The organism is Methylovulum psychrotolerans (genome assembly GCF_002209385.1).
Classification (GTDB): Bacteria; Pseudomonadota; Gammaproteobacteria; order Methylococcales; family Methylomonadaceae; genus Methylovulum; species Methylovulum psychrotolerans.
The window spans coordinates 3,116,153-3,137,443 of the sequence record NZ_CP022129.1 but is presented as its reverse complement, the minus strand read 5'-3'; the positions used below and the strand labels follow the sequence as shown (position 1 = coordinate 3,137,443).

The following is a 21,291-nucleotide window of genomic DNA, read 5'->3' as shown; positions in this document are numbered from 1 at the left end:
GCAATATGATATGTTATAACATATCATTTAGATCAGCCCTTATTTAACCTTACTCAATCCGTGTTATGAAGAAAAAATTTGCCTTGCTGTATGTTTCGGTCTTGGCTATGCCTGCCTATGCCAAAGACAATGTTATATCTGAATTGGAACAAGTGATTGTTACTGCGCCTATAGAAGAAAGTCTCGCCGACACGCCTGTACCCGTTACTGTGTTGAGTGATGACGAATTGCGTCTGAAAGTTGGGCACAGCATCGGTGAGACGCTGAAAAATGAACTCGGCATCACCAGCCAATCCTTTGGGCCAGGGGTCGGCACGCCTGTCATCCGCGGACAAAGCGGGCCACGGGTGCGGGTATTGGCGAACGGTATCGGCAGCAACGATGCATCGGCTATTAGCCCTGACCATGCCACTAGCGTTGAGCCCTTATTGGCCGAGCGTATAGAAGTGTTGCGTGGCCCGGCAACGTTGCTTTATGGCAGCGGGGCGATAGGGGGTGTGGTCAATGTCATCGATAACCGGATACCCGAAAAACGGCCTGAAAAACGGCTAGGTGGGGCATTGGAGCAACGTTTTGATTCTGTCTCTGATGAAACCGCCACCACTATGAAATTGGAGGGCGGCAAAGGCCACTTAGCTTACCATTTAGATGGTTTTTTCCGTGACCGCAACAATGTTGATATTGGTGGGACGGCCATAGATGGTAATGCGGCGCGGCAAGTTGACCTGACGTTGCCGACCAACTTGCAAAACACCAAGGGCGTTCTTGCCAATAGCTCCGCCAGTGCCATTAGCGGCTCAGCAGGTTTATCGCTGATCGGTGCGCCGGGTTTTGCTGGGGTCGCCATTAATCGTTTGGAGAGCAATTATGGCATAGCGCCCGATGGTACAGGTGGCGAGATTACCCGCATACTGCTAAAACAAAGCAAATACGATTTTAAAAGCGAATTGAAAAATCCCTTCTATTTTGCCGAAGCCCTGCGCATGAAGCTCGGTTATACCGACTATCGCCATACTGAAGTCCCGAACAGTGTGGAAGCGGCGTATTTTACCAATAAAACCTACGAGAGCCGTCTGGAATTGGCCCACAAGCCGATAGGCGGCCTGCACGGTGCGCTCGGCTTTCAGGCCATTGCCAGTGATTTTACCGCCATAGACAAATCAACCCTCACTACCCTTGTGCCGGAAACCCTGACGCACAGTTACGGGGTGTTTGCGGTGGAGTCTTTTTCTCTGGGAACACTCAATAACCAGCTCGGTTTCCGTGTCGAAGATACCACGTTAGATCCGCAGGGGCTAAACAGCCTTAATTATCTGCCGGTCAGCGCCTCCGCAGCTAGCTTGTGGAAAATTAACCGGCAGAATAGCCTGAATTTGGCGCTGACCCGTTCGCAACGGGCGCCACAGGTGCAGGAGTTGTTGGTGCATGGTTATCACGATGCCACGCGCAGCTTTGAAATAGGCAATAGTCATTTGCATGAAGAAACGTCGTATAATTTGGACTTGGGCTATAAGTTTACTGCCGATTGGCTGAGGGCGGAGCTTGACCTGTTCCACAATTGGGCGAATGATTATATTTACCAACAGCGTAGTGGCGTGTTTGTTACAGAAGACGGTGCGGCCTGTCCGGTCGGTAGCGCTTGCGCACCTGTTGTGCAAACCCGCCAAGCCGATGCCGCTTTTATGGGTTACGAAAGTAAGCTCATTTTTCCGCTCATGGAAAACCACTACGGATTGGTCGAACTGAGTTTGTTCAGTGATTACACGCGCGGCCAATTTGTCGGTGGCGGCGATGTACCGAGAATGCCGCCGTTACGCTTTGGCTTTCAAATAGACCATTTTCAGGACGCATGGAGCAGTAATTTGCGGGTAACGCGTGGCGAAGCCCAAGACCATCCGGGGGCGTTCGACAGCGCTACTGCCGGGTATGTGCTGGTCAATCTCTCCACCCAATATCAACTTAAACAGTTTAAAGGGATGGAGGTTTTGCTGTTCGCCAAGGCTAATAACTTATTGGATGAAAATATCCGCAACTCGACTTCATACCTGCGCAATTTTGCGCCGGAGCCGGGGCGGGGCGCGGAGCTTGGGGTTAGGGTCAGTTATTGACAGTGTAAAACCGATAGCTTGCTAAGTGGCGGTGATGTTTGCGGCCGCTTTGCTGGCTTTTTATCCCGCCACCAGCAAATATAAGCCCAATCCCACCATCACCAAGCCGCTGAGCAACTTCAGCCAGCGGCCTTCCTTTTCTTGTAGCCTGCGTTGGCTGAGGGTGATGATGCCGATGCCCAGCACGATAATGTCATCCAGCATATAGGCGATATTGTAGAGCAGCAGATAGCTGTAATAGCCTAAGGAGCCTGTTTGGTGCAGTGTCAGGATGCGGGTGTAGAGCATGGGGAAGCCTGAGGTACATAAGAACTCAACGACCTGCACCAGCACCGCCAGCACTACCGCCCCCACTATGGCCGCCAATAGGTTTTCGGCTTGTAAAATTCCTCTGATTCTGGCGTAAATGCCCGGTTTTGCTGAGGCGGGGATAGACAGCGAAGGGCCGCGGCCAAAAGCCCAGAAGTCTTTGAGGTTAATGCCGCCCGCCAGTATGGCAATGGCGGCAATCACAATTTCCGACAGCCGTGATAGGCCGATCAGTAAAAACAGATTCAGCCACGCCGCCATAAACACAAAATAGGCGATGCCTTCGACGGCGACAAACGTGCCGGCTACGGCGAGCATCCGTCTCCGGTCGTGCATGGGGGTAAGCAGTGAAATCATCAGGATCAGCACCCACATCGAACAGGGGTTGAAACCATCTAACAGCCCCATGGTGACTGTAAACAGCGGCAAGCCGACTTGTGCTAAGGTAATGTGCCTACCCAGAACATTCAGTTCAAAGTCGTCTTTGGCCAGGGGAGGGGCGGTACAGGACAGCATATCGGCTGCTTCGCAACTGCCTGAATTGTCGGTTGGCGTGGTGACGGCAGACTGTTGTGCTAACTCTGCCTTAAGCAGTTTCCCGGTGCTGGTTTCGTCGGCATAACCGACCAGCAAGTGTTGGCGCAAATAAAACGCCGGCACCCTGGCGGCAGTTTGTTGGCTTTTGGCGATGGCTTCGAGGCGCTCCAATGCGGTCGGGTCGTCGGCAATATCGCGGATCAGCAAATGCAATTGTGGCTGTTCGTGCTGCCAAGCCTCCAGAAAAAGTTTGGCTTTTGCGCAATGCGGACAGCCTTCTTTGACGAAGACTTCAATATCGATGCCGGGTATGGGTTTGACTGCTTCGGCAAAGGCAGTACCGGAAAGGGGTGCGAAAAAGGCCAGCAATAGCCATGCTAAAATGCAAAAGCGGGGTGGGTGGGGCTTGTGCTGATAGCCTGCTGCCGATTTTACCGGAACTGTCAGGGACTTTGTTAATGCCGTCATCAAAAAATCCTCTCAATCACGTTGTTGGCGAAATGGGACGGGGGTAAACGGTTACAGGGAGCAGGCATCCAAGGGTATAATAGCCGCTCGTGGAGAGCCTTGCCGAACCAGGAATTGAAGGCAGTGCCGCACAGGCCAAGAGGTGCGGGCAGGATGCCCGCGCTCTTGTGTTATGGGTATCCTTTAGTTATGTCGGCTATAAAATTCGTTCAGCGTTCTGACAATCGCCCCGCCGACGGCTTCGGCAAGGTTAACTGGGACGGCGTTGCCGATTTGCGCATATTGCGAGGTTAACGAGCCGGCAAATTCCCAATCGTCGGTAAAAGTCTGGATTCTGGCGTATTCCCTGACCGTAAACGGGCGGGTTTCATCAGGGTGGCAGCGTTCGGTCTGTTTTTGCGCGGGGGCGCAGGTTAAGGTCAGACAGGGCTCATCCCAGGAAATTCGCCGTGCCATGCCAGTTTTGCCGCCGCTTGAGTGGAACGAGCCTTTCATATAGTCTTTTTGCAAATCCAGCGGCAAGTCCCGCCAATAGCCGCCGGGCGGGATCAGTTCCATAATCTCCCGTTTGCCCTTAGGGTAGGCTTGTCCGGCGGAGGCGGGTACGTCGTTGGGGTAGAGACGGCCTTTTTTTAAGGCATCCTTAATGGTGAATATTTCTTGGTTTTCCGCAGGCCAAGTAAATTTGAGTCCCGCGCCTTTTTTCAGGCCGACGATAAAGACCCGTTCGCGTTTTTGCGGGACGCGGTAAAAAATGGCCTTTAACAGGCGGGGCGGCACGACATCGTAACCTAGCTCATCCAATACCGAGATCATCCCGGCAATGGTTTCGCCGCTTTGATGTTCCAGCAAGCCCCGGACATTTTCAGCCAAGCACAGCAACGGCTGGGTTTCTTTGACGGCTCGGGCGAATTCAAAAAACAGCGTGCCTCTGGCATCTTCAAAGCCTAAGCGTTTGCCCGCGAAGGAAAAAGCTTGGCAGGGAAAGCCGCCGGTTAAAACATCGGCTTTGCCTTGGTAAGGGGTAAAATCAATCGCGGTTACATCACCTTCAATAACATGCCAGTGGGGGCGGTTTTGCCGTAAGGTGGCGCAGGCATTTTTATTGATTTCACTGAGCAGGATATTGCTCAGGCCGGCTTTTTCCAAGCCCAGTGCCAAACCACCCGCACCTGCGAACAGTTCTATGGCATTATATTGCCGTAAAGGTGCACAGCTGGCTTGCTCAGGAGCCGGTTTGGGCAGGCAGCCGATTTTTTCAAACTGTGCCAAGTCTCGTGCCGTATAGACCCGGTAATTATTGATAGGATGCCGTACTGGGGTCAGTTTGCCTGATTTATCCCAGCGCCTTAAGGTTTCTGTGGTTGTCCCTAACATATCGGCAACTTCCGATACTGAATAAAAATCTCTCATTAATAACCATGTGTAATGTTGTTGTGATGGTTATTCTATCTGACTTTACGAATTTATGTTGGGCTATATTCATGCCAAAATCATCCTTATCCCCTCATGCAGATAATAGATTATGACCGAACAAGAAAAACAAGCGATTTTAGAGAAGGTAAAAACCTGGTTTAGGGAGGTGATTATCCCTAACCATATAAAAAACACCTTAAAATTGGCTAATCCCAGCGAGTTTGACATTAACCCGTTTCTCGTCCCCTATATAGCGGCGTTTTTGACGGGTGAGCTGACCCCGCAATCGGTGGCTAAGGCTTTATTGTATCCTAGGGTGCTGGGCTCATCCATCACCACATCGTTTGGGCAGAATATGCAGACCTTCATTTCGGGGGTGCTGAATTCTTATGGGTCTTTGGTACAAGGCATTGATATTGAGTTTACCGATGCGCTCGATGGCCGGAAAAAATATTGCCAAGCGAAATTGGGGCCGAACACGATTAATAAGGATGATGTCGAAACGATCCACAACCATTTTCGTCAAGCCAAGAATTTAGGGAAGACCAATAACCTGCCTGTACAGCAGCATGATTTGGTGGTGGGGATTTTATACGGTGAACCCGGCCAAGAAAGCAGCCATTATAAAAGTCTGCGCGATAAGCATGATTACTCGTTATATATTGGCCAAGATTTTTGGTACCGGCTCACGGGCGACCCTAGCTTTTATTCGGAACTGAAAAAAGCCATCGCCGATGTCGCGGTCGAGGCCAAAGGGGCGGATATGCTCAATGAAGTGGCGGATATTCTTGCCCAAACTGAGGTGATTAAGCGTTTGGTGGGATAGCTATGCCTTATGATGGGCGGTTGTGTCTTTTCGCCGCAGATGTATAACTGAATGCAGGTAACTATAAAAAAACAGGTAATCCCATGCAAGGTATCGATAAGATAAATCCCCAATTTAATAAATGGCTACAAGCGTTAAGCTCTGATCCTATAGCCTGCATTAGTGGTTTGGCTTGCATGGCAATGGCGGTGGTTATGCCTTATTTGGGCAAAAAAGTGGCTGATAGCTTACCTGGCATAATTAATAACGCTTTCAGCCGGCTGACGCTGATCGGGATTCAATGGTTTTCGCCTTGCTGTTTTACCTTACGCTATAAGCGACAGGTCTTGTTTGGGGGCGAAGTATTGGCTTCTTCAGGCTTATCTGTCCCCGGCATCTTGGCTTTGGCTGGCGAAAAAACCTATATCCAATTAAATCTATCGCCTTGCCTGTCTCCCAATAAACCGGCTTGCTTTAGGGGTAAGGCATTACAAGGCAATCGCCCTATCTGGGCTTTTTTGCCGGAAAAACAGGCTTTGGCGGTCCTCGGTGTACCGGGCGGCGGCAAGAGTGCCTTATTGCGGCATATTGCCGTAACGTTTGCCGCCAATCGGCAACTTATGTATCAGGCTACGGCGCGTACCCCTATGTGGCTGTCCTTGCGCGGGCATGTCGGCGCTATTATGGCTGGGCAAATGGATTTGGCCCAGCTTGCGCAAGCGCATTTTAGCAATCAAAACCGTTATCCCGGCTTAAACCCGCCTGCCCAGTGGTTTGCCAAACAGTTGCATAAAGGCAAAGCCATTGTATTGTTGGATGATTTGGCTGACATCGCCGATACAGCCACCCGCCGCCGTGTTGCCTTATGGATAGATCGGCAAATTAGTCATTACCGCCACTGCCTGTTTGTCGTTACCTCGCGCCCGGAAGGCTATTGGGATACGCCTTTGCAACACGCCGATTGTTTGGAAATCTTGCCGCTTGCCGGGCCGCAAGTGCGCGAATTTGCTTGCCGTTGGTATGGACAACAGGCATTGGTAGAGGCTGATAGAACAGCGGGTGAGCGTAAAGCCGATGAGTTATTAGCTTGCCTGCGCCACCCGCCTGCTTTGGATATACTAAAGGCTAATCCTTTATTATTAACGATGCTTGCGGTTGTGTACAGCCGGCATCAGCAAGTACCTGAACAACGGGTGGCGTTATTTGCCCAAACGTGTACCCTAGCCTTAGGGCAGGGGCGGGCAGGTGGTTTTTATGATAATTTAACCGCCGCACAAAAGCAGATCGTGTTACAGCCTTTGGCGGCGGCGATGCGGGGCCATTATCAAAGTGATATAACAGAGGCAGAGGCGTTAAGGCTGATCGCCGAACCCTTAAGGCGATTAGGTTTTGATTCCCAAATCTTGGGTGGGCAGTTTTTGACAGCCGTGGCCGCTCACAGCGGCCTGTTGCTTGGTGACGCAGCCCAAGGTTGGCGTTTTGCCCATTTGGCGCTGCAAGACTATTTGACCGCCTGCCATTGGTTGGCATATCCCCCCGACCAAACATGGCAAGCTTTGGTTGCGGATAACGTGTGGCATGAAACTCTCCGGTTTTATAGTGCCCAAGCGAATGCCAGCGCGATTGTCCGTGCCTGTTTACAGCAAAATACTTGGGCTAGCCTAAGCTTGGCCAGTGATTGTGCAGACGTGGCATTGGCAGTGGATGAGCCGGTTTTACAAGCGTTACGCACAACGTTGGCAGAAAACGTAGTAAGTGGCGATACAGGTTTGCGGCAATTGGCCGCTAACGTCCGCTTAAATAACCGATTGAAAACACTGCAAACACTCAATCGCCAAACCGAGATTACAGCGGGATGGATTAGTTGCGCCGAATACCAATTGTTTGTAGACGCGACAGGCGGCACCGAGTATCCGGCAGATTGTGTTCCAAATAAGGCGCAACAAGCCGTTTTAGGCATAAAGGCGGCTGATGCCCAAGCGTTCTGTCTGTGGTTAAGCCAAAAAACGGGCCAACATTACCGTTTGCCAACCGTGTCAGAGGCTCAACAGGGCATAACCGCTTCGCCCCAGCCGCCTTATGCCGTTTGGTGTTGGGAGCAAGGCAATTATGCCTTGGTTTGGCAGGATGTAAGCCATAGCAACCATTATCTACGGCAATTGTCCGACCTCCATCCGTTAGCGGTCAGATTCGGTTATGGGTTGCTAAAAAATCCGGCTGACCGGGCCGCCATCGCCCTTTATCTTGCAGGGTATTTTTACTCGTTAGACCTTGAACGTGGCTTCGATTCTGATTTCGATCCTGACCTTTGTCCGGCACTTGAACAGATCCTTGACCTTGCCCCCCTCCCTACGCCTAGCCGTAGCCAAGACCGTGCTTTGGTCTATGCTATCGCCCATGCCTTTGAACATGTCCGTTCCCTAGATTTTTCGCTAGACTGCGGCCTTGATTTAGGCTACATGCAAGGCCTTGAGCGGGTGATGGATATTAAGCTTGCCAAGCAGTGCATCCCTGACTTAAAAGAAGTTGTTGGCCGTTTAGGGATGTCGCCGTTAGCGCCGTTATTCAAGGAATTATTGGCCGCTATTGAAAGTCCCCAAGCTAATGGCATCAGCATCCGCCAAGCCGCCAGAGCTATCATTTTATATGATTTGGACGTTTTGTTAACGGTGCGTTGGGAGGCCTTTTGTAGGCAATTAAATTCCCTGTTAACACAACAGAAACGTTTGCTCTTTTGGAGGAAAACGGAAGCCGTCGATAGCGAATTATTAAAAGAAACCTTATTGGCATGGTTTTGGGCCTATAAAATCACGGCGGCGCGTAGCGAAGGTTTGCTGCCCGCATGGGAGGGCATAAAAATAGTCCGGGAAAGAGGCGGGTGTGGCAAAGGATGGGCATGAGACAGGTTTGCCAGCCAAGCCAGGGTGCAGATGTCAGATTGTATGCCCTTCGGTTTTGTCGGAGGGCAGGGGCAGCCTTACGCCCCGTGGATACTTGCCGCGCCTTTTGGGGTTAGCCCTGAGCGAACCTGAGGTGTCCGGCGCGGCAAACGGGGGATATGTTACTGCGTTTTAGTAAAGGGTGAGGCCGCTGTTTTTGGCGCTGACAAAATCAGCATAATCTTGTTTGACTTGGGCGGCATAATTCAGTGCATAGTTCAGGGTTTCGGTTTTCAGGCCAGAGACATTGCCGTTAATCACATCGGTGATTTCTTTGTCCATGCTGTAGGGAATCAGGGTGGCATCGTAATCCTTATCTGCTAAAGCGTGGTCTTTGGCGAGGATAGCCCCCATATAGTTGACCGCGTCATTAAATTTCGTGTAAGTGGTGAGCAGGGTGTAATCGAAATCTTCTTGGTAAGGCGAGCGTTCGGATAAGGCAAAGGGCAGGCTGCTCATGGTCGTGTAGCCGGCCAAGACATCGGTGTTGCTGAGCAGTGCTTTCATGCTTTTGATGGCCCGTTCGCCGTTGTGCGAATCATAAACCCAAGTCGGCATGTTACCTGCGGCAGCCAAGGAGACGGCGCTGTTGGTTTCTTGTTTCATTTCTAAAATCACGTCATCACTGGTTGCTGACGTAGGGCCTTCGATTAACAAATAGTAACGGTAACGGCCTAGGCTGCCCGTGCCTGAGCCTAAACGCAAGGCTGCATCTTTAAGCAGGTAATAGCTGTTGCTATAGCGTTTGGATGCGGCGATAGAGCTGATGTAGCCGGACATGGCGGAATTAAGGGCCGAAAATGTGCTGCTGTTGACGGGTTGTAAAGAGCCGCTGATGGTTTGGAAGTAACGCAGACCGGAACTGACGGTCGTGTATTTGGCCAGCAGGTTGGAGCGGGTTTTGCCGTCGGCGGCCTGGATAGTGTCTTTTACCACCCCATTAGTGTTGCTGGTGGTCAGGCGGTAGGTCAATTCGTTGTCGTTGCCTTTAAAAGCGGCCATTTGTGTGGCATAGCTGTCGATAAAGTTTTTCACTAAAGTTTGGCGGTCACTGCTGCTGATGGCGTTTTCTTCTGCCGCCAGTAAAATGGCGACGGCCATACGGCGTAAATCCCAAGTGTAAGATCCCCAGTAACCTTCATCAAAATCATTGCTGTCGAATACCGCATTGCCGTTGGCATCGCGTGAACCGCCCATGTTCTGCATGTGCAAATCACCTTCCAACCAGACCCCATTGGTGGTGGTGTTGGTGTACAAAGAAGCGGGCCAAGAGACGGTATTTTTCGTATCTACATAAAACAAATGCGCGGTGCCGCGATAAAAACTAAAGGCGCTGACTGACATTTTGGTCATTTTGGTCGCCAACTCAGTAGGTAGGTTAGCGGCAAAAGGGTGGTTGTAATTATAGATTTGTTGCACCAGCCATGCCTTGCGGCTTGCCGCGGCTTCGGCTGTGCTAGGGGCTATGGAGGCTAGGCTGGCTAGAATGAGTCCGGCGGCAACTATATTGCGTAATGTCATAAAGGATCCCGGTGTGTTAAGGGGCTAAAGGTAAAACCTGAGGATTCTAGCTAGAGTACATGACATTTTGATGAAATCATTTAATTGCAAATTTGCGCCGCCCTTGGTCTTACCGTTAGCCGCACGGTTTTCTTATGGGCGGGCTTTCCGCCCGACCGATAGCAATAAGTGCTTGTTAAGCTAAGCTAAAAAAGGATAAGCCAATGTTTTGGCTAGTATTTGGTTTCGGCTAAACAATACTGTCATTAAATCGTAAACAAAGCTTCATTTCCTTGTCACAGAATCGCTTTAATCTTAAGAACCCACAACAACAATAATTAGAATAAAAAATCGTAAGATTTCTTTGCTGCAAAGTCTAAGGATAGCCTCGGCAGCTTATCTATTGAGAGGATAACGACATGAAGCTATTACTGTCCATACACAAATATGACGTGTTTATGTTTACTTGGTTGCTTAACGCCAAAATTCATAGCACGCTGTCTAACATTAGCCGTTATTTGTCGAAAACAGGCGACGGGCAATTGTATGTTTTGATCGCCGCCGTACTGTATTTTAGCGAAGGCCTCGAAAGCCCCTTGCTACGCGCCATGCTGTTAGCGTTTTTAGTGGAACGGCCTTTGTATTTTGTGTTGAAAAATAGTTTTAAACGCAACCGTCCAGAAGCGGCCTTAAAGAATTTTCGCAGCATCATTAAACCTTCCGATAAGTTTAGCTTCCCGTCTGGGCACACTTCGGCGGCGTTTATGGTCGCGACCTTGCTGGCGTATTTTTTTCCTGCCTTGTTGGTGCCGCTATATGGTTGGGCGGCGGCGGTCGCATTGTCTCGGGTTGTTTTGGGGGTACATTTTCCGACGGATACCTTAATGGGCGGTATTTTGGGTATCTGCACAGCACTTTTTAGTTTAGGACAAATCATCTGATGAGAATTTTTTACGGGGTTCAGGGAACGGGTAATGGCCACATCACCCGCGCTAGGGTCATGGCAAAAGAACTGCAATTGGCAGGTATAGAAGTTACGTTTCAATTTACCGGGCGGCCTATCGATAAATTTTTTGATATGGAAGTTTTCAATGACTACCAAATCCGCACTGGGCTAACGTTTAATACCCATAAAGGCCAAGTCAGTTATTTGAAAACCGCTTTGGATGCGAAGCCCCTGACTTTTTTAAAGGACATAAAAACCTTAGATTTAAGTGGCTATGACCATATTTTGACCGATTTCGAGCCGGTTACTGCTTGGGCGGCTAAGCGCCAGAAAAAGCCCGTGCTGGGCATTGGCCATCAGTATGCGTTCAATTATCCTATCCCTAGGGCGGGAGCTGATCCGATCGCCAATCAGGTCATGAAGTATTTCGCCCCAGCCGATATCGGCGTGGGATTGCATTGGCACCATTTCGGCGAAATGATCCTACCGCCGATTATTGAAACCCCCGAAACGCCTACCCGCATTATCAAAAATAAAATCATTGTGTATTTGCCTTTTGAAGACCAAGCTGCCGTTATCAATTTGTTGGCGGGGTTCACGGATTTTGAGTTTCATCTTTATGCACCTGAGGTGGTGGCATCACCTTACCCGCATATCACCTGTAACCCGTTATCGCGCACTGGCTTCCAAAAAGATTTATATGATTGCGGCGGTATTATCAGTAACGCGGGTTTTGAGTTGGCGAGCGAAGCTTTACAATTAGGCAAAAAAATCTTGGTTAAGCCGTTGCATTCGCAAATGGAGCAAATTTCCAACGCCGCCGCCTTAAAAGAACTGGGTTATGGCCATACCATGAAGACGATGGATAAGGCGGTGATTGAGCCGTGGCTGCATGACAACCATGCCACGCACATCACTTATCCTAATGTGGCGAAGGTTCTGGTGCAGTGGCTGCAAGACGGTATGCCGAAGATGGATGCTGATTTTGTCGAAAAAGTGTGGGACGGCGTCAATGTCATCAAGCTTGATTTGTCTAAGGCTTAAGATGGGGATGTACGCTTAACATCGAGTTACCCTAAATAAAGCAAAGGGCGGCGGAACAGGGGGATGTTCCGCCGCCCTTTGCTTTTGGCGGGTTAGCCTAACGCTTCGTCAGCCATATCTTCCACCAATGATTCATCTGTCAGTAGCGGTATGGTTTCCGCTAGCCGGTTATATTCGATGATATGGAATTCGCCATTCCAATCTTCGGCAATCAAGGTACACGATTCCACCCAGTCGCCGCAATTCAGGTAATGGATGTTGTCTATGTATTTATTGGCGGCTGAATGGATATGCCCGCACACTACGCCGTCTAAGCCCCGGCCTTGGCATTCGTTGGCGACTACAATTTCAAACTGGGTGATGAATGACACTGCCGATTTGACTTTGTTTTTGACAAACTTGGATAAAGACCAGTAGCCAAAACCCAGATGCCGTCTTATCCAATTAAAATGGCGGTTAAAAGACAGCAGGGTTTCGTAGCCAATATCGCCCAAGACGGCAATTTGTTTATGGTAGCGGGTTACGATGTCGTAATTGTCGCCATGGGTGAGCAGATAGCTTTTGCCGGATGCGCTGTTGTAGACCATTTCATCGTAAATTTCCACATTGCCGATATTCAAATCGCCATGCGATAAAAAATTGCGCAGAAACTCGTCGTGGTTGCCCGCGATATAAACGACCCGTTTGTTTTTCGAGTATTTCAATATTTTTCTTAAAAAATTGGTATGGTCTTGATGCCAATACCAGCCACGCCTGATTTTCCAACCGTCAATAATATCGCCGATCAGATAAATTTCATCAAACGACAGCCTTTTTAAGGTTTTTAGTAAAAACTCCGCTTTACAAGAACGAGTGCCAAGATGAATGTCGGAAACAAACACGGCTTTGTAAGGTGCTTTGATTTTTTTGCTCATAAGTGGGTTTGCGCTGGTTTAATGAGGGATGGTGGCTGTGTGCGGCGGCCGGTCTTTAGGTAGGTCTTCAGGTAGCAGCAATGGGTCGGGCTATTGCCATTCCAGGCCATGCAAATTTTTAAATTTTACAGTAAAAACGGTGTGTTAATGATAAATCATTAATATTAATTTATTGTGACGGTAGCGCGTGGATTGCTTTAGCCGATAAGGATAAATTGTGTGCAATGGAGGCGGCGGCGATATGCCGATCTGGAGTTTTTGCGGTGTTTTTAAACATGGATTGGCCGCTAAGCGGTATAATTGGCGAATTTTTCCGATGGCTTTAAAAACACCATGACTTCTGTTAATTCTGAAAAACTTTCCAGTGCCCGTTTTGCACAAGCAACCGATGCGTTTGTTGAGGTCTTTACCGCTTCGGTGGATTTTGACCAGCGTATGGCGGCTCAGGATATTCAAGGCTCTATCGCCCATGCCACTATGTTGTGCGCCGTGGGCATCCTCACCGAAGCCGAGCGTGATGCCATTATCGGCGGCCTGACCCAAATCGGCGGCGAGATTGACCGTGGCGAGTTTGTCTGGTCGATCAAGCAGGAAGATGTCCACATGAACATCGAGGCGCGTTTGACCGACCTGATTGGTATTGCGGGCAAAAAACTGCATACTGGCCGCTCGCGCAACGATCAGGTCGCCACCGATATCCGCCTGTACTTGCGTAGTGAGATAGTCCAGATCACCGCGCAATTGACCCGTTTGCAGACCGCTATTGTTGAGTTGGCGGCGCAACACGCAGACACCATCATGCCGGGCTTTACCCATTTACAGGTCGCCCAGCCGATTACTTTTGGGCATCATTTGATGGCGTGGTTTGAGATGCTCAGCCGTGACCGCGAGCGTTTGGACGATTGCGCCAAACGTTTGAATGTGATGCCGCTGGGCGCGGCGGCTTTGGCGGGGACCAGTTATCCGATAGACCGCTATTTGACGGCTGAGCTGTTGGGTTTTAGCCGCCCGTCGGCAAATTCTTTGGATTCGGTCAGTGACCGGGATTTTGCCATTGAGTTTACGGCGGTCGCCAGCCTGATTATGATGCACTTGTCGCGGTTTTCCGAAGAGCTGATCCTTTGGTCTAGCGCCCAGTTTGATTTTATTGACATGCCTGATGCGTTTTGTACCGGTTCGTCTATCATGCCGCAGAAAAAAAATCCCGATGTGCCGGAGTTGGTGCGTGGTAAATCGGGTCGGGTAACAGGGCATTTGGTGGCTTTGCTGATGCTGATGAAAAGCCAGCCTTTGGCGTATAACAAGGATAACCAGGAAGATAAGGAGCCGTTGTTTGATACTGCCGACACGCTGGTTAACTGCTTACGCGCGTATGCCGATATGGTGCCGCATATCACCGCCAAAAAAGCCAATATGTACCAATCCGCCAAGCGCGGTTTTGCCACGGCGACGGATTTGGCGGATTATCTGGTGCGCAAGGGTATGGCCTTCCGCGATGCCCATGAGGTGGTCGGTCTGGCGGTGCGCTTGGGGCTGGAGACCCAACGGGATTTGTCTGAGCTGACGCTGGCTGAACTGCAAGGCTTTTCGCCGTTGATTACCGAAGACGTGTTCGGCTATTTGACCTTGGAAGGCTCGGTGGCGGCGCGTCGGCATATCGGCGGTACTGCGCCGGAGACGGTCAAGCTGGCGATTGAAGCGGCGCGGCAACGTTTAGTCTAGGCTTGGGCTTTAGGGGCGGTGCTGACGGCTTGTTGGGTGTCTGCCCCTGAAAGGTTTTCGGGCAAGCGGGTAATCCGTTACAATTTTGCCGCTTTGCGCCATATCCTGTCTCGCCCTATTTTTAACATTTATACACTGTAAGGTACTTATGCTAGACCCCCGTTTATTTAGAACTGAATTGGCTTTGGTTACGGAACAATTACAACGCCGTCATTTTGCTTTTGATGCCAGCGCTTACGAGGCTTTAGAAAGCCGCCGTAAGGCGATTCAGGTTAAGACGCAAGAATTGCAAAACGAACGCAATAGCCGCTCGAAAGCGATTGGCCAAGCGAAAGCGAAAGCGAAGGGCGAGAGCGTCGAGGCGTTAATGGCGCATGTCCAACAGTTGGGCGATGATTTGAAGGCGGCGGAAGTGGCGTTGGCGGATGTTCAGGCCGCTATGACGGCGTTGATGGAAGGTATCCCCAATATTCTCGACGAGGCCGTGCCTGACGGTAAGGACGAGTCGGCTAATGTGGAAATAAGCCGTTGGGGCGAGTTGCCCAGTTTTGACTTTACCCCGAAAGACCATGTTGATTTGGGTGTCAGCAAGGGCATGGAATTTGAATTGGGCGTAAAAATCGCCGGGAGCCGCTTTGTCGTGCTGAACGGTGGACTGGCGCGTCTGCAACGGGCAATTATCCAATTGATGCTGGACACCCATAGCGGCGAGCATGGCTATTCGGAAACCTATGTGCCGTTTTTGGTCAATGCCGACAGTTTGTACGGTACGGGGCAATTGCCGAAATTCGCCGCCGATTTGTTTAAGGCCAGCGATGATCCGGCGTTGTATTTGATCCCGACCGCCGAAGTGCCGGTAACGAATATTGTCAGGGATACGATTGTTGAGGCGAAGGAGCTGCCGCTGAAATTTGTCTGCCATAGCCCGTGTTTCCGTAGCGAGGCGGGGGCTTATGGCCGTGACGTGCGCGGGATGATTCGCCAGCATCAGTTTGAAAAAGTCGAAATTGTGCAAATCGTCAAACCGGAAGATTCCGCGCAAGCGCACGAAGAGCTGACCCGTCATGCCGAAAGCATTTTGCAAAAGCTGAACTTGCCGTACCGCCGGATGCTGTTGTGTGCGGGCGATACCGGGTTTTCTTCCAGCAAAACTTACGATTTGGAAGTGTGGTTGCCGGGGCAGGGCGCGTATCGGGAAATCTCTTCGTGCAGCAATTTTAAAGATTTCCAAGCCCGCCGTTTGCAAGCGCGGTGGCGTAACCCTGAAACGGGCAAACCGGAATTGGTGCATACCCTGAACGGCTCCGGTTTGGCGGCAGGGCGGACGCTGATTGCCATTATGGAAAATTATCAGGATGCCGAAGGCCGTATCCATATTCCTGAAGCGTTGCTGCCTTATATGGGCGGTGTGACGGTGATCGGCTAAGGCCGTTTTGCTAAAACAATACTGACTAATGCCCTTAAGGAGTGACTTTATGCCGAAAAAAATCCGTTTTATTCTGTTAGCCCTGGCTCTGGCTTTGGCCCCACAAGCGTGGGCGGAGGAGCCGACGGCTTTTGCCGTTGCGCAACACGCCGCCGCCCAAGGCCAAGCCGCCGCCCAAGCTAAGCTGGGGGCGATGTATCTGCTTGGTAACGGGGTTGATAAAGACGAAGCCAAAGCCGCCGAATGGCTGTTAAAAGCCGCCAAGCAAGGGTATCTTGACGCGCAAGTGCTGGTCGCCGCCTTGTTTGACAGCGGCGTGGGCGTAAAAAACGATGTCAAAGAAGCGACTTACTGGTACGAAAAAGCGGCGGCACAAGGCCACACGGCGGCGCTGGCGATTTTAGGCAAAAATCCGGTTGCGGCTGGCGGGGTAGCTTTTAGTTACCAACGGATGCGCTTAAGCGCGTCGAAACAAATCCCTGGCGAATATGCCAAAAAAATCTTACTGACGAAATAATTTTATGACTACCATTACTCGGTTCGCCCCCAGCCCTACGGGCTACCTGCATGTCGGCGGTGCGCGTACCGCCTTGTTTTCTTGGCTGTATGCGCGTAAACAGGGCGGCACGTTTATCTTACGCATTGAAGACACTGATTTAGAGCGTTCCTCGCAAGAATCGGTCGATGCCATTTTGCACGGCATGGACTGGTTAGGTCTGGACTATGATGAAGGCCCGTATTACCAAACCCAACGCTTTGACCGCTATAAGGAAGTGATTGCCCAATTGCTGGCGCAAGGCGACGCTTATCATTGCTATTGCAGTAAAGAAGAACTGGAGCAATTGCGCAACGAACAGATGGCGAATAAGGAAAAACCGCGCTATAACGGCAAATGCCGCGACCATGCCGTCGCCATTGAGGGCAGGGAGCCGGTGGTGCGCTTTAAAAATCCGCTTGATGGGGTGGTGGCCATTCCCGATTTGGTGAAAGGTGAGATTGTCGTCGCCAATAAGGAACTGGACGATTTGATTATCGCGCGGGGCGACGGTACGCCGACTTATAACCTGACAGTGGTAGTCGATGATATGGATATGGGCGTGACTCATGTCATCCGTGGCGATGACCATATCAACAATACGCCCCGGCAAATGAATATTCTTAAGGCATTGGGCGCACCTGTGCCGTTCTACGCGCATTTGCCGATGATTTTGGGTGCCGATGGCGCACGCTTGTCAAAACGCCATGGCGCGGTCAGTGTGATGCAATTTCGCGATGACGGTTATCTGCCGGAGGCCTTGCTTAATTATCTGGTGCGTTTGGGCTGGTCGCATGGCGACCAGGAGATTTTCTCCATCGCCGAAATGGTCGAGTTTTTTGACTTGGCTGATGTTAACGGTGCGGCCTCGACCTTTAACATGGACAAGCTGTTATGGTTAAACCACCACTACATCATGCATAGCGACCCTGAGTTGGTCGCTAAGCATTTGCTGTGGCATATCGGGCAACGCGGCATTGATCCTGCCGATGGCCCGGCTCTGGCGGAAGTGGTCAAAGCCCAGCGCGAGCGCAGCAAAACGCTGGTGGAGATGGCTAATGCCAGTGTCTACTTCTATAAAGATTTTGACAGTTACGACGAGAAGGCGGCGAAGAAAGCCTTTACTGAAGGCTCTGATAGCGTGCTGGCGCATATTTATGAGGCATTTGCCGCCGTTAATGATTGGCAGGGCGAACAGTTGCACGACATCATTGTTGGGCTGGCCGAAACCTTGGCTTTAGGTATGGGCAAGGTTGCGCAGCCGTTGCGGGTGGCTGTGTGCGGTTCTGGCGTATCGCCAGCGATTGATATAACTTTGTCATTGTTAGGTAAGGAAAAAACCTTAGCCAGACTACAAAAAGCGATTGAGTTTATAAAAAATAGCAAATAATGCTTTACAGGATGAAATTATCCTGTAAAATGGCTGGCTTTACTGGACGGGGCCATAGCTCAGCTGGGAGAGCGCTTGCATGGCATGCAAGAGGTCAGGAGTTCGATCCTCCTTGGCTCCACCACCGTTTTTTAAAGTTAGTAATAGTGTCTGGTCCCCATCGTCTAGCGGCCTAGGACATCGCCCTTTCACGGCGAGAACAGGGGTTCGAACCCCCTTGGGGACGCCACATTATTGTTACTTTATAGGCCGGACTAATCCCAATTTAGTCCCCATCGTCTAGCGGCCTAGGACATCGCCCTTTCACGGCGAGAACAGGGGTTCGAACCCCCTTGGGGACGCCATACACAAAAGGTTATCATTCTGATAACCTTTTTTTATGCCCGTCACTTTGTCGGCTTGTCCGGCGGGTGGCGGTTTGCGCTATGCCCTTGCAGCCTTTACCGACCGTAGAAATATCGCGATATTTTTTGCCCGTTAAGACGGTTACATTCGGTTTTAGGGCGTTTTTTTATGCTAGAATCCGATCCTGAAGATAGCTATTTGATTTTATTTCCTATTTTTCGTAGGGTATTGTTGGCACGCTAACTTCACTATCAAAATTATATATTAACTAAAAGGCTTAATTTAATGAAACAATTGAAAAAAACCGTTCTTTCTATGGCTATGGCCGCAACTATGGTGTTGGCTTCATCCCCTATTTTCGCTGAAGCAACTGGTGAAGCGTCGGTTAAAGCTGCGGCAGAAGGCACTATTGCTAAAATTGAAGAAGCGGTTGGCTTAGCCGAAAAAGGCGCTGATAAAAAAGACATCGTTAAGGCGATTAACGATGCCCGTCAGCTGCAAAAAGAGTTCCGTTATGAGTTGACTGAGCGCCAACGCCAAAAATCTAACGATAAGCTGAGAATTGCGCGTGACACTTTTGAAGAAGGTGACAAGACCGCTGCTGAAGCCAAATTGCGTGAAGCGCTGACCGGTTACAAAGAAATGAAAGAAACTTACGACGCAAACCACAAATAAGTAGTTGTTTGCCTGTCAGGCCTATTTTGGCGGACTTATTTTGCCGATTTTGGGCCTGATGGGGGGCTATTAAAAATATTGCTAAAAAAGTGGTTTTTTACGCAGTTTGCACGATTGAAAACGCCTAAAATATGCTAGAATAATTTTGTCACATGGCTGTAAACAATGGCTGTGCAGGCGAAATTTTTACGAAAAATAACAACTAGGGGACTAGTGAAACATGAAAAACTTGAAAAAAATCTTACTTTCTTTAGTGATTGCATCGGCTTTAGGCGGTGTTTCATCAATCGCTGTTGCTGAAACTGATCCAGGCAGAGTCGTTTACGCCCCTGTGGAAGCAATTGACATGGTATCTGCTAAAGTAAAGTTAGCGATTGATGCGATTGCCAGCGGTTCCGATGGTGAAGCGGTTTCTAAATTAATTAAAGATGCCCTGGATGCCAGCAAAGAAATCAACGCTAACGATAAAGTTGATATGGCCCGTTCAAGAGCTAACAACAAATTGAAAGCTGCTAAAAACCACGCTAAAGACAACGCGTTACAAGAAGCAGAGCAAGAATTGAGAAATGCTTATAAAGGCTTCCAAGATCTGAAAGGTCTGTTGTAAGATTCTTTAAGCCATACCGGGAGGCTTTTCGGGGTTCTCTTGGTGTGGCTTTTTGCTGTTTCCACCACCCGGTCTGCGAAAGCGGGGGTGGCGGTCTTTTAAGCGGGTAGGTTTATGATAACTGCCGGATGGGTTTTCTAAAGCAGTCCCATAATAAGTAAAAAAACCAGCTTCTATTCTATCCCCCGTCTTTGATACTCCGTTCCCCTTCCCACCCATTTTCGGGTTTGGTAATTTTCTTAGTCACTGCTTTGCCAGCGTTGTCCTTCCCTGATGGGACGGTTCCATTGTGGCCTGCCCGCTCATCTTATCCCTTTGTGTTTGGTAACTGTTGCTATGAATAAAGTGCTACTGCCCTGTGCCGAAACTTTGGCCAAGCAGGCCATACCCGCTTATCTCAACGCTTATCGGGTTTTGTGTCCTGAGCTTACCGAAGCGGAGCAGGATTTTTTGGCGGCAAGCGTTGTGGTGGCTGATTATAAAAGTCGGGCGTTATATTTGCAGGCCGGCGTTGTCCAAAACGCGATAGGCTTTGTTTATGCGGGTTTGCTGCGTAGTTTTTATATTGACAGTGACGGCAACGACATTACTATGGGCTTTGTCAAAGAAAACGATTACGCGACCGATTGCGCCGCCTTTGTCGCCCGCCAGCCTTCCCGCTATGCTTTCCAGTGCCTTGAGCCTTGTATCATCGTTGATTTGCCGTATACGGCGATGGCGGACGGGTTTGGCCGTTTTAAAAATCTGGAGACTTATGGGCGGCGATATAAAGAGCAGGTGCTGGCCGCGCAGCAGGCGCGAATAGAGGCGTGTCTGGTGGAGGTGGCCGAACAGCGCTACTTGAATTTTGTCCGGCAGCATCCCGATTTGTTTGGCAGGGTTTCTTTAACGCATCTCGCCTCTTATTTGGGCATTGAGCGGCAATCATTAAGCCGGATCAGAAAAAAGTTGGCTGACCGCCGTTAGTGTCACAAATGTGTCAGGTCTATTGGCGATAAATGCAGCATCATGACACTTTAACTCAACGGAGGAAAAGTGATGAAAAATACGGTGCTAATTACAGGGGTGTCATCCGGTATCGGTGAGGCGATTGCGCAAATATCTATATAGCTAATCCGATATAAAAAGATGTCCTGTAACCGCCCCAGTGAAGAGGTCGTCAACGGAACATCGTGCTTGGTTGCGGATGGATTTAAGCTGTGCCCATTTGTGTTCGATAGGGTTAAGGTCTCGAATTGTCGGCACAAGGCGCGGATGTTCGCCCCTTCTTGGCAGGCCAATAGGACAAATTCTTTTCGGGCTGACATTAGGGTGACCTCTTTCCAAGGCATGAACTTTTTCCGGTAGGTTAAAATTCACGCATTCTAAAGTGTTACCCATGTCCCCGAACATGTGTTACCTATGTCTCCAGTCCATACACCCTTCGCAGGGGAGGGGGACGGATTCCATTGCAACTTGTTGTTTTTACTTAATTAAAATACTAATCCAATATCTAATGGCTAAGTTGCTTATTCTAATATTAAAAACTTGATGATCGAGTATAAAGTCCAAAGCTGACCACACGACAGAATAAACGCATGCGTTAAAAACAGGCTTTGATTAGCA

Annotated in this window: 17 protein-coding genes and 3 tRNA genes; 15 read left to right on the top strand and 5 right to left on the bottom strand. The window is 49.9% G+C overall.

Translation table 11 applies throughout. From position 1 onward, the window contains the following. Positions 1–65 precede the first annotated feature (65 nt). Entirely contained in the window at positions 66–2,108 is a 2,043-nt protein-coding gene (locus tag CEK71_RS14250; RefSeq protein WP_088620007.1) for a TonB-dependent receptor, read from the top strand. Positions 2,109–2,168: 60 nt separating this feature from the next. Here CEK71_RS14250 and CEK71_RS14245 read toward each other — a convergent pair whose 3' ends face one another. Continuing rightward, on the bottom strand, positions 2,169–3,422 hold the full coding sequence (locus CEK71_RS14245) for a glutaredoxin family protein (protein ID WP_157679266.1): 1,254 nt from the start codon (positions 3,420–3,422) through the stop codon (positions 2,169–2,171). 183 nt (positions 3,423–3,605) lie between these two features. Next, a complete protein-coding gene (dcm, locus tag CEK71_RS14240; RefSeq protein WP_088620006.1) occupies positions 3,606–4,835 on the bottom strand; it encodes a DNA (cytosine-5-)-methyltransferase in 1,230 nt (409 codons plus the stop codon). A gap of 112 nt (positions 4,836–4,947) precedes the next feature. On the opposite strand from dcm, the gene CEK71_RS14235 reads away from it, so the two are divergent. Together CEK71_RS14235 and CEK71_RS14230 are read left to right on the top strand one after the other, a co-directional pair. Beyond that, the gene (locus CEK71_RS14235) at positions 4,948–5,664 is read left to right on the top strand and encodes a PmeII family type II restriction endonuclease (RefSeq protein WP_088620005.1); all 717 of its coding nucleotides are present in this window, start codon (positions 4,948–4,950) and stop codon (positions 5,662–5,664) included. 83 nt (positions 5,665–5,747) lie between these two features. Beyond that, positions 5,748–8,543 (top strand): NACHT domain-containing protein, encoded by a 2,796-nt coding sequence (locus CEK71_RS14230; protein WP_088620004.1) that lies wholly within the window; start codon positions 5,748–5,750, stop codon positions 8,541–8,543. 171 nt (positions 8,544–8,714) lie between these two features. Here CEK71_RS14230 and CEK71_RS14225 read toward each other — a convergent pair whose 3' ends face one another. Then, positions 8,715–10,103: a DUF2252 domain-containing protein gene (locus CEK71_RS14225; RefSeq protein WP_088620003.1), complete on the bottom strand. Its 1,389-nt coding sequence runs from the start codon at positions 10,101–10,103 to the stop codon at positions 8,715–8,717. Positions 10,104–10,501: 398 nt separating this feature from the next. Between CEK71_RS14225 and CEK71_RS14220 the strand changes: the two genes are divergently transcribed. Both CEK71_RS14220 and CEK71_RS14215 read left to right on the top strand, forming a co-directional pair. Then, entirely contained in the window at positions 10,502–11,023 is a 522-nt protein-coding gene (locus CEK71_RS14220) for a phosphatase PAP2 family protein (RefSeq protein WP_088620002.1), read from the top strand. Further along, positions 11,023–12,072 (top strand): MJ1255/VC2487 family glycosyltransferase, encoded by a 1,050-nt coding sequence (locus CEK71_RS14215; protein WP_088620001.1) that lies wholly within the window; start codon positions 11,023–11,025, stop codon positions 12,070–12,072. Before CEK71_RS14220 ends, CEK71_RS14215 begins: the two co-directional genes overlap by 1 nt. Positions 12,073–12,164: 92 nt before the next feature. On the opposite strand, the gene CEK71_RS14210 is transcribed toward CEK71_RS14215, so the two are convergent. Beyond that, positions 12,165–12,986 carry a UDP-2,3-diacylglucosamine diphosphatase gene (locus tag CEK71_RS14210; RefSeq protein ID WP_088620000.1) on the bottom strand — a complete coding sequence of 274 codons (822 nt, stop codon included), beginning with the start codon at positions 12,984–12,986 and terminating at the stop codon, positions 12,165–12,167. Between the two features lie 333 nt (positions 12,987–13,319). Here CEK71_RS14210 and argH point away from each other — a divergent pair, with 333 nt between their 5' ends. From argH to CEK71_RS14160, 10 genes are all read left to right on the top strand, one after another. Beyond that, positions 13,320–14,708 carry an argininosuccinate lyase gene (gene argH, locus CEK71_RS14205; protein ID WP_088621631.1) on the top strand — a complete coding sequence of 463 codons (1,389 nt, stop codon included), beginning with the start codon at positions 13,320–13,322 and terminating at the stop codon, positions 14,706–14,708. A 148-nt stretch (positions 14,709–14,856) separates the two neighbouring features. Then, positions 14,857–16,134, top strand: coding sequence for a serine--tRNA ligase (gene serS, locus CEK71_RS14200; protein ID WP_088619999.1), 1,278 nt, complete (start codon positions 14,857–14,859; stop codon positions 16,132–16,134). Positions 16,135–16,183: 49 nt separating this feature from the next. Next, positions 16,184–16,651 (top strand): tetratricopeptide repeat protein, encoded by a 468-nt coding sequence (locus tag CEK71_RS14195; protein ID WP_232463646.1) that lies wholly within the window; start codon positions 16,184–16,186, stop codon positions 16,649–16,651. Positions 16,652–16,655: 4 nt separating this feature from the next. Then, positions 16,656–18,059, top strand: a complete 1,404-nt coding sequence (gltX, locus tag CEK71_RS14190; RefSeq protein WP_088619997.1) for a glutamate--tRNA ligase — start codon at positions 16,656–16,658, stop codon at positions 18,057–18,059. 48 nt (positions 18,060–18,107) lie between these two features. Next, positions 18,108–18,183 (top strand) — tRNA-Ala (locus CEK71_RS14185). 29 nt (positions 18,184–18,212) lie between these two features. After that, positions 18,213–18,288 (top strand) — tRNA-Glu (locus tag CEK71_RS14180). A 39-nt stretch (positions 18,289–18,327) separates the two neighbouring features. Continuing rightward, a tRNA-Glu gene (locus CEK71_RS14175) sits at positions 18,328–18,403 on the top strand. 286 nt (positions 18,404–18,689) lie between these two features. After that, positions 18,690–19,079, top strand: coding sequence for a hypothetical protein (locus CEK71_RS14170; protein ID WP_088619996.1), 390 nt, complete (start codon positions 18,690–18,692; stop codon positions 19,077–19,079). 220 nt (positions 19,080–19,299) lie between these two features. Continuing rightward, positions 19,300–19,686, top strand: a complete 387-nt coding sequence (locus CEK71_RS14165) for a hypothetical protein (protein ID WP_088619995.1) — start codon at positions 19,300–19,302, stop codon at positions 19,684–19,686. A 336-nt stretch (positions 19,687–20,022) separates the two neighbouring features. Further along, positions 20,023–20,652, top strand: a complete 630-nt coding sequence (locus CEK71_RS14160; RefSeq protein ID WP_088619994.1) for a Crp/Fnr family transcriptional regulator — start codon at positions 20,023–20,025, stop codon at positions 20,650–20,652. A 50-nt stretch (positions 20,653–20,702) separates the two neighbouring features. Here the strand turns inward: CEK71_RS14160 and CEK71_RS23225 are convergent, their stop codons facing one another. Beyond that, positions 20,703–20,993, bottom strand: coding sequence for a hypothetical protein (locus CEK71_RS23225; protein WP_198328250.1), 291 nt, complete (start codon positions 20,991–20,993; stop codon positions 20,703–20,705). Between the last annotated feature and the right edge of the window lie 298 nt (positions 20,994–21,291).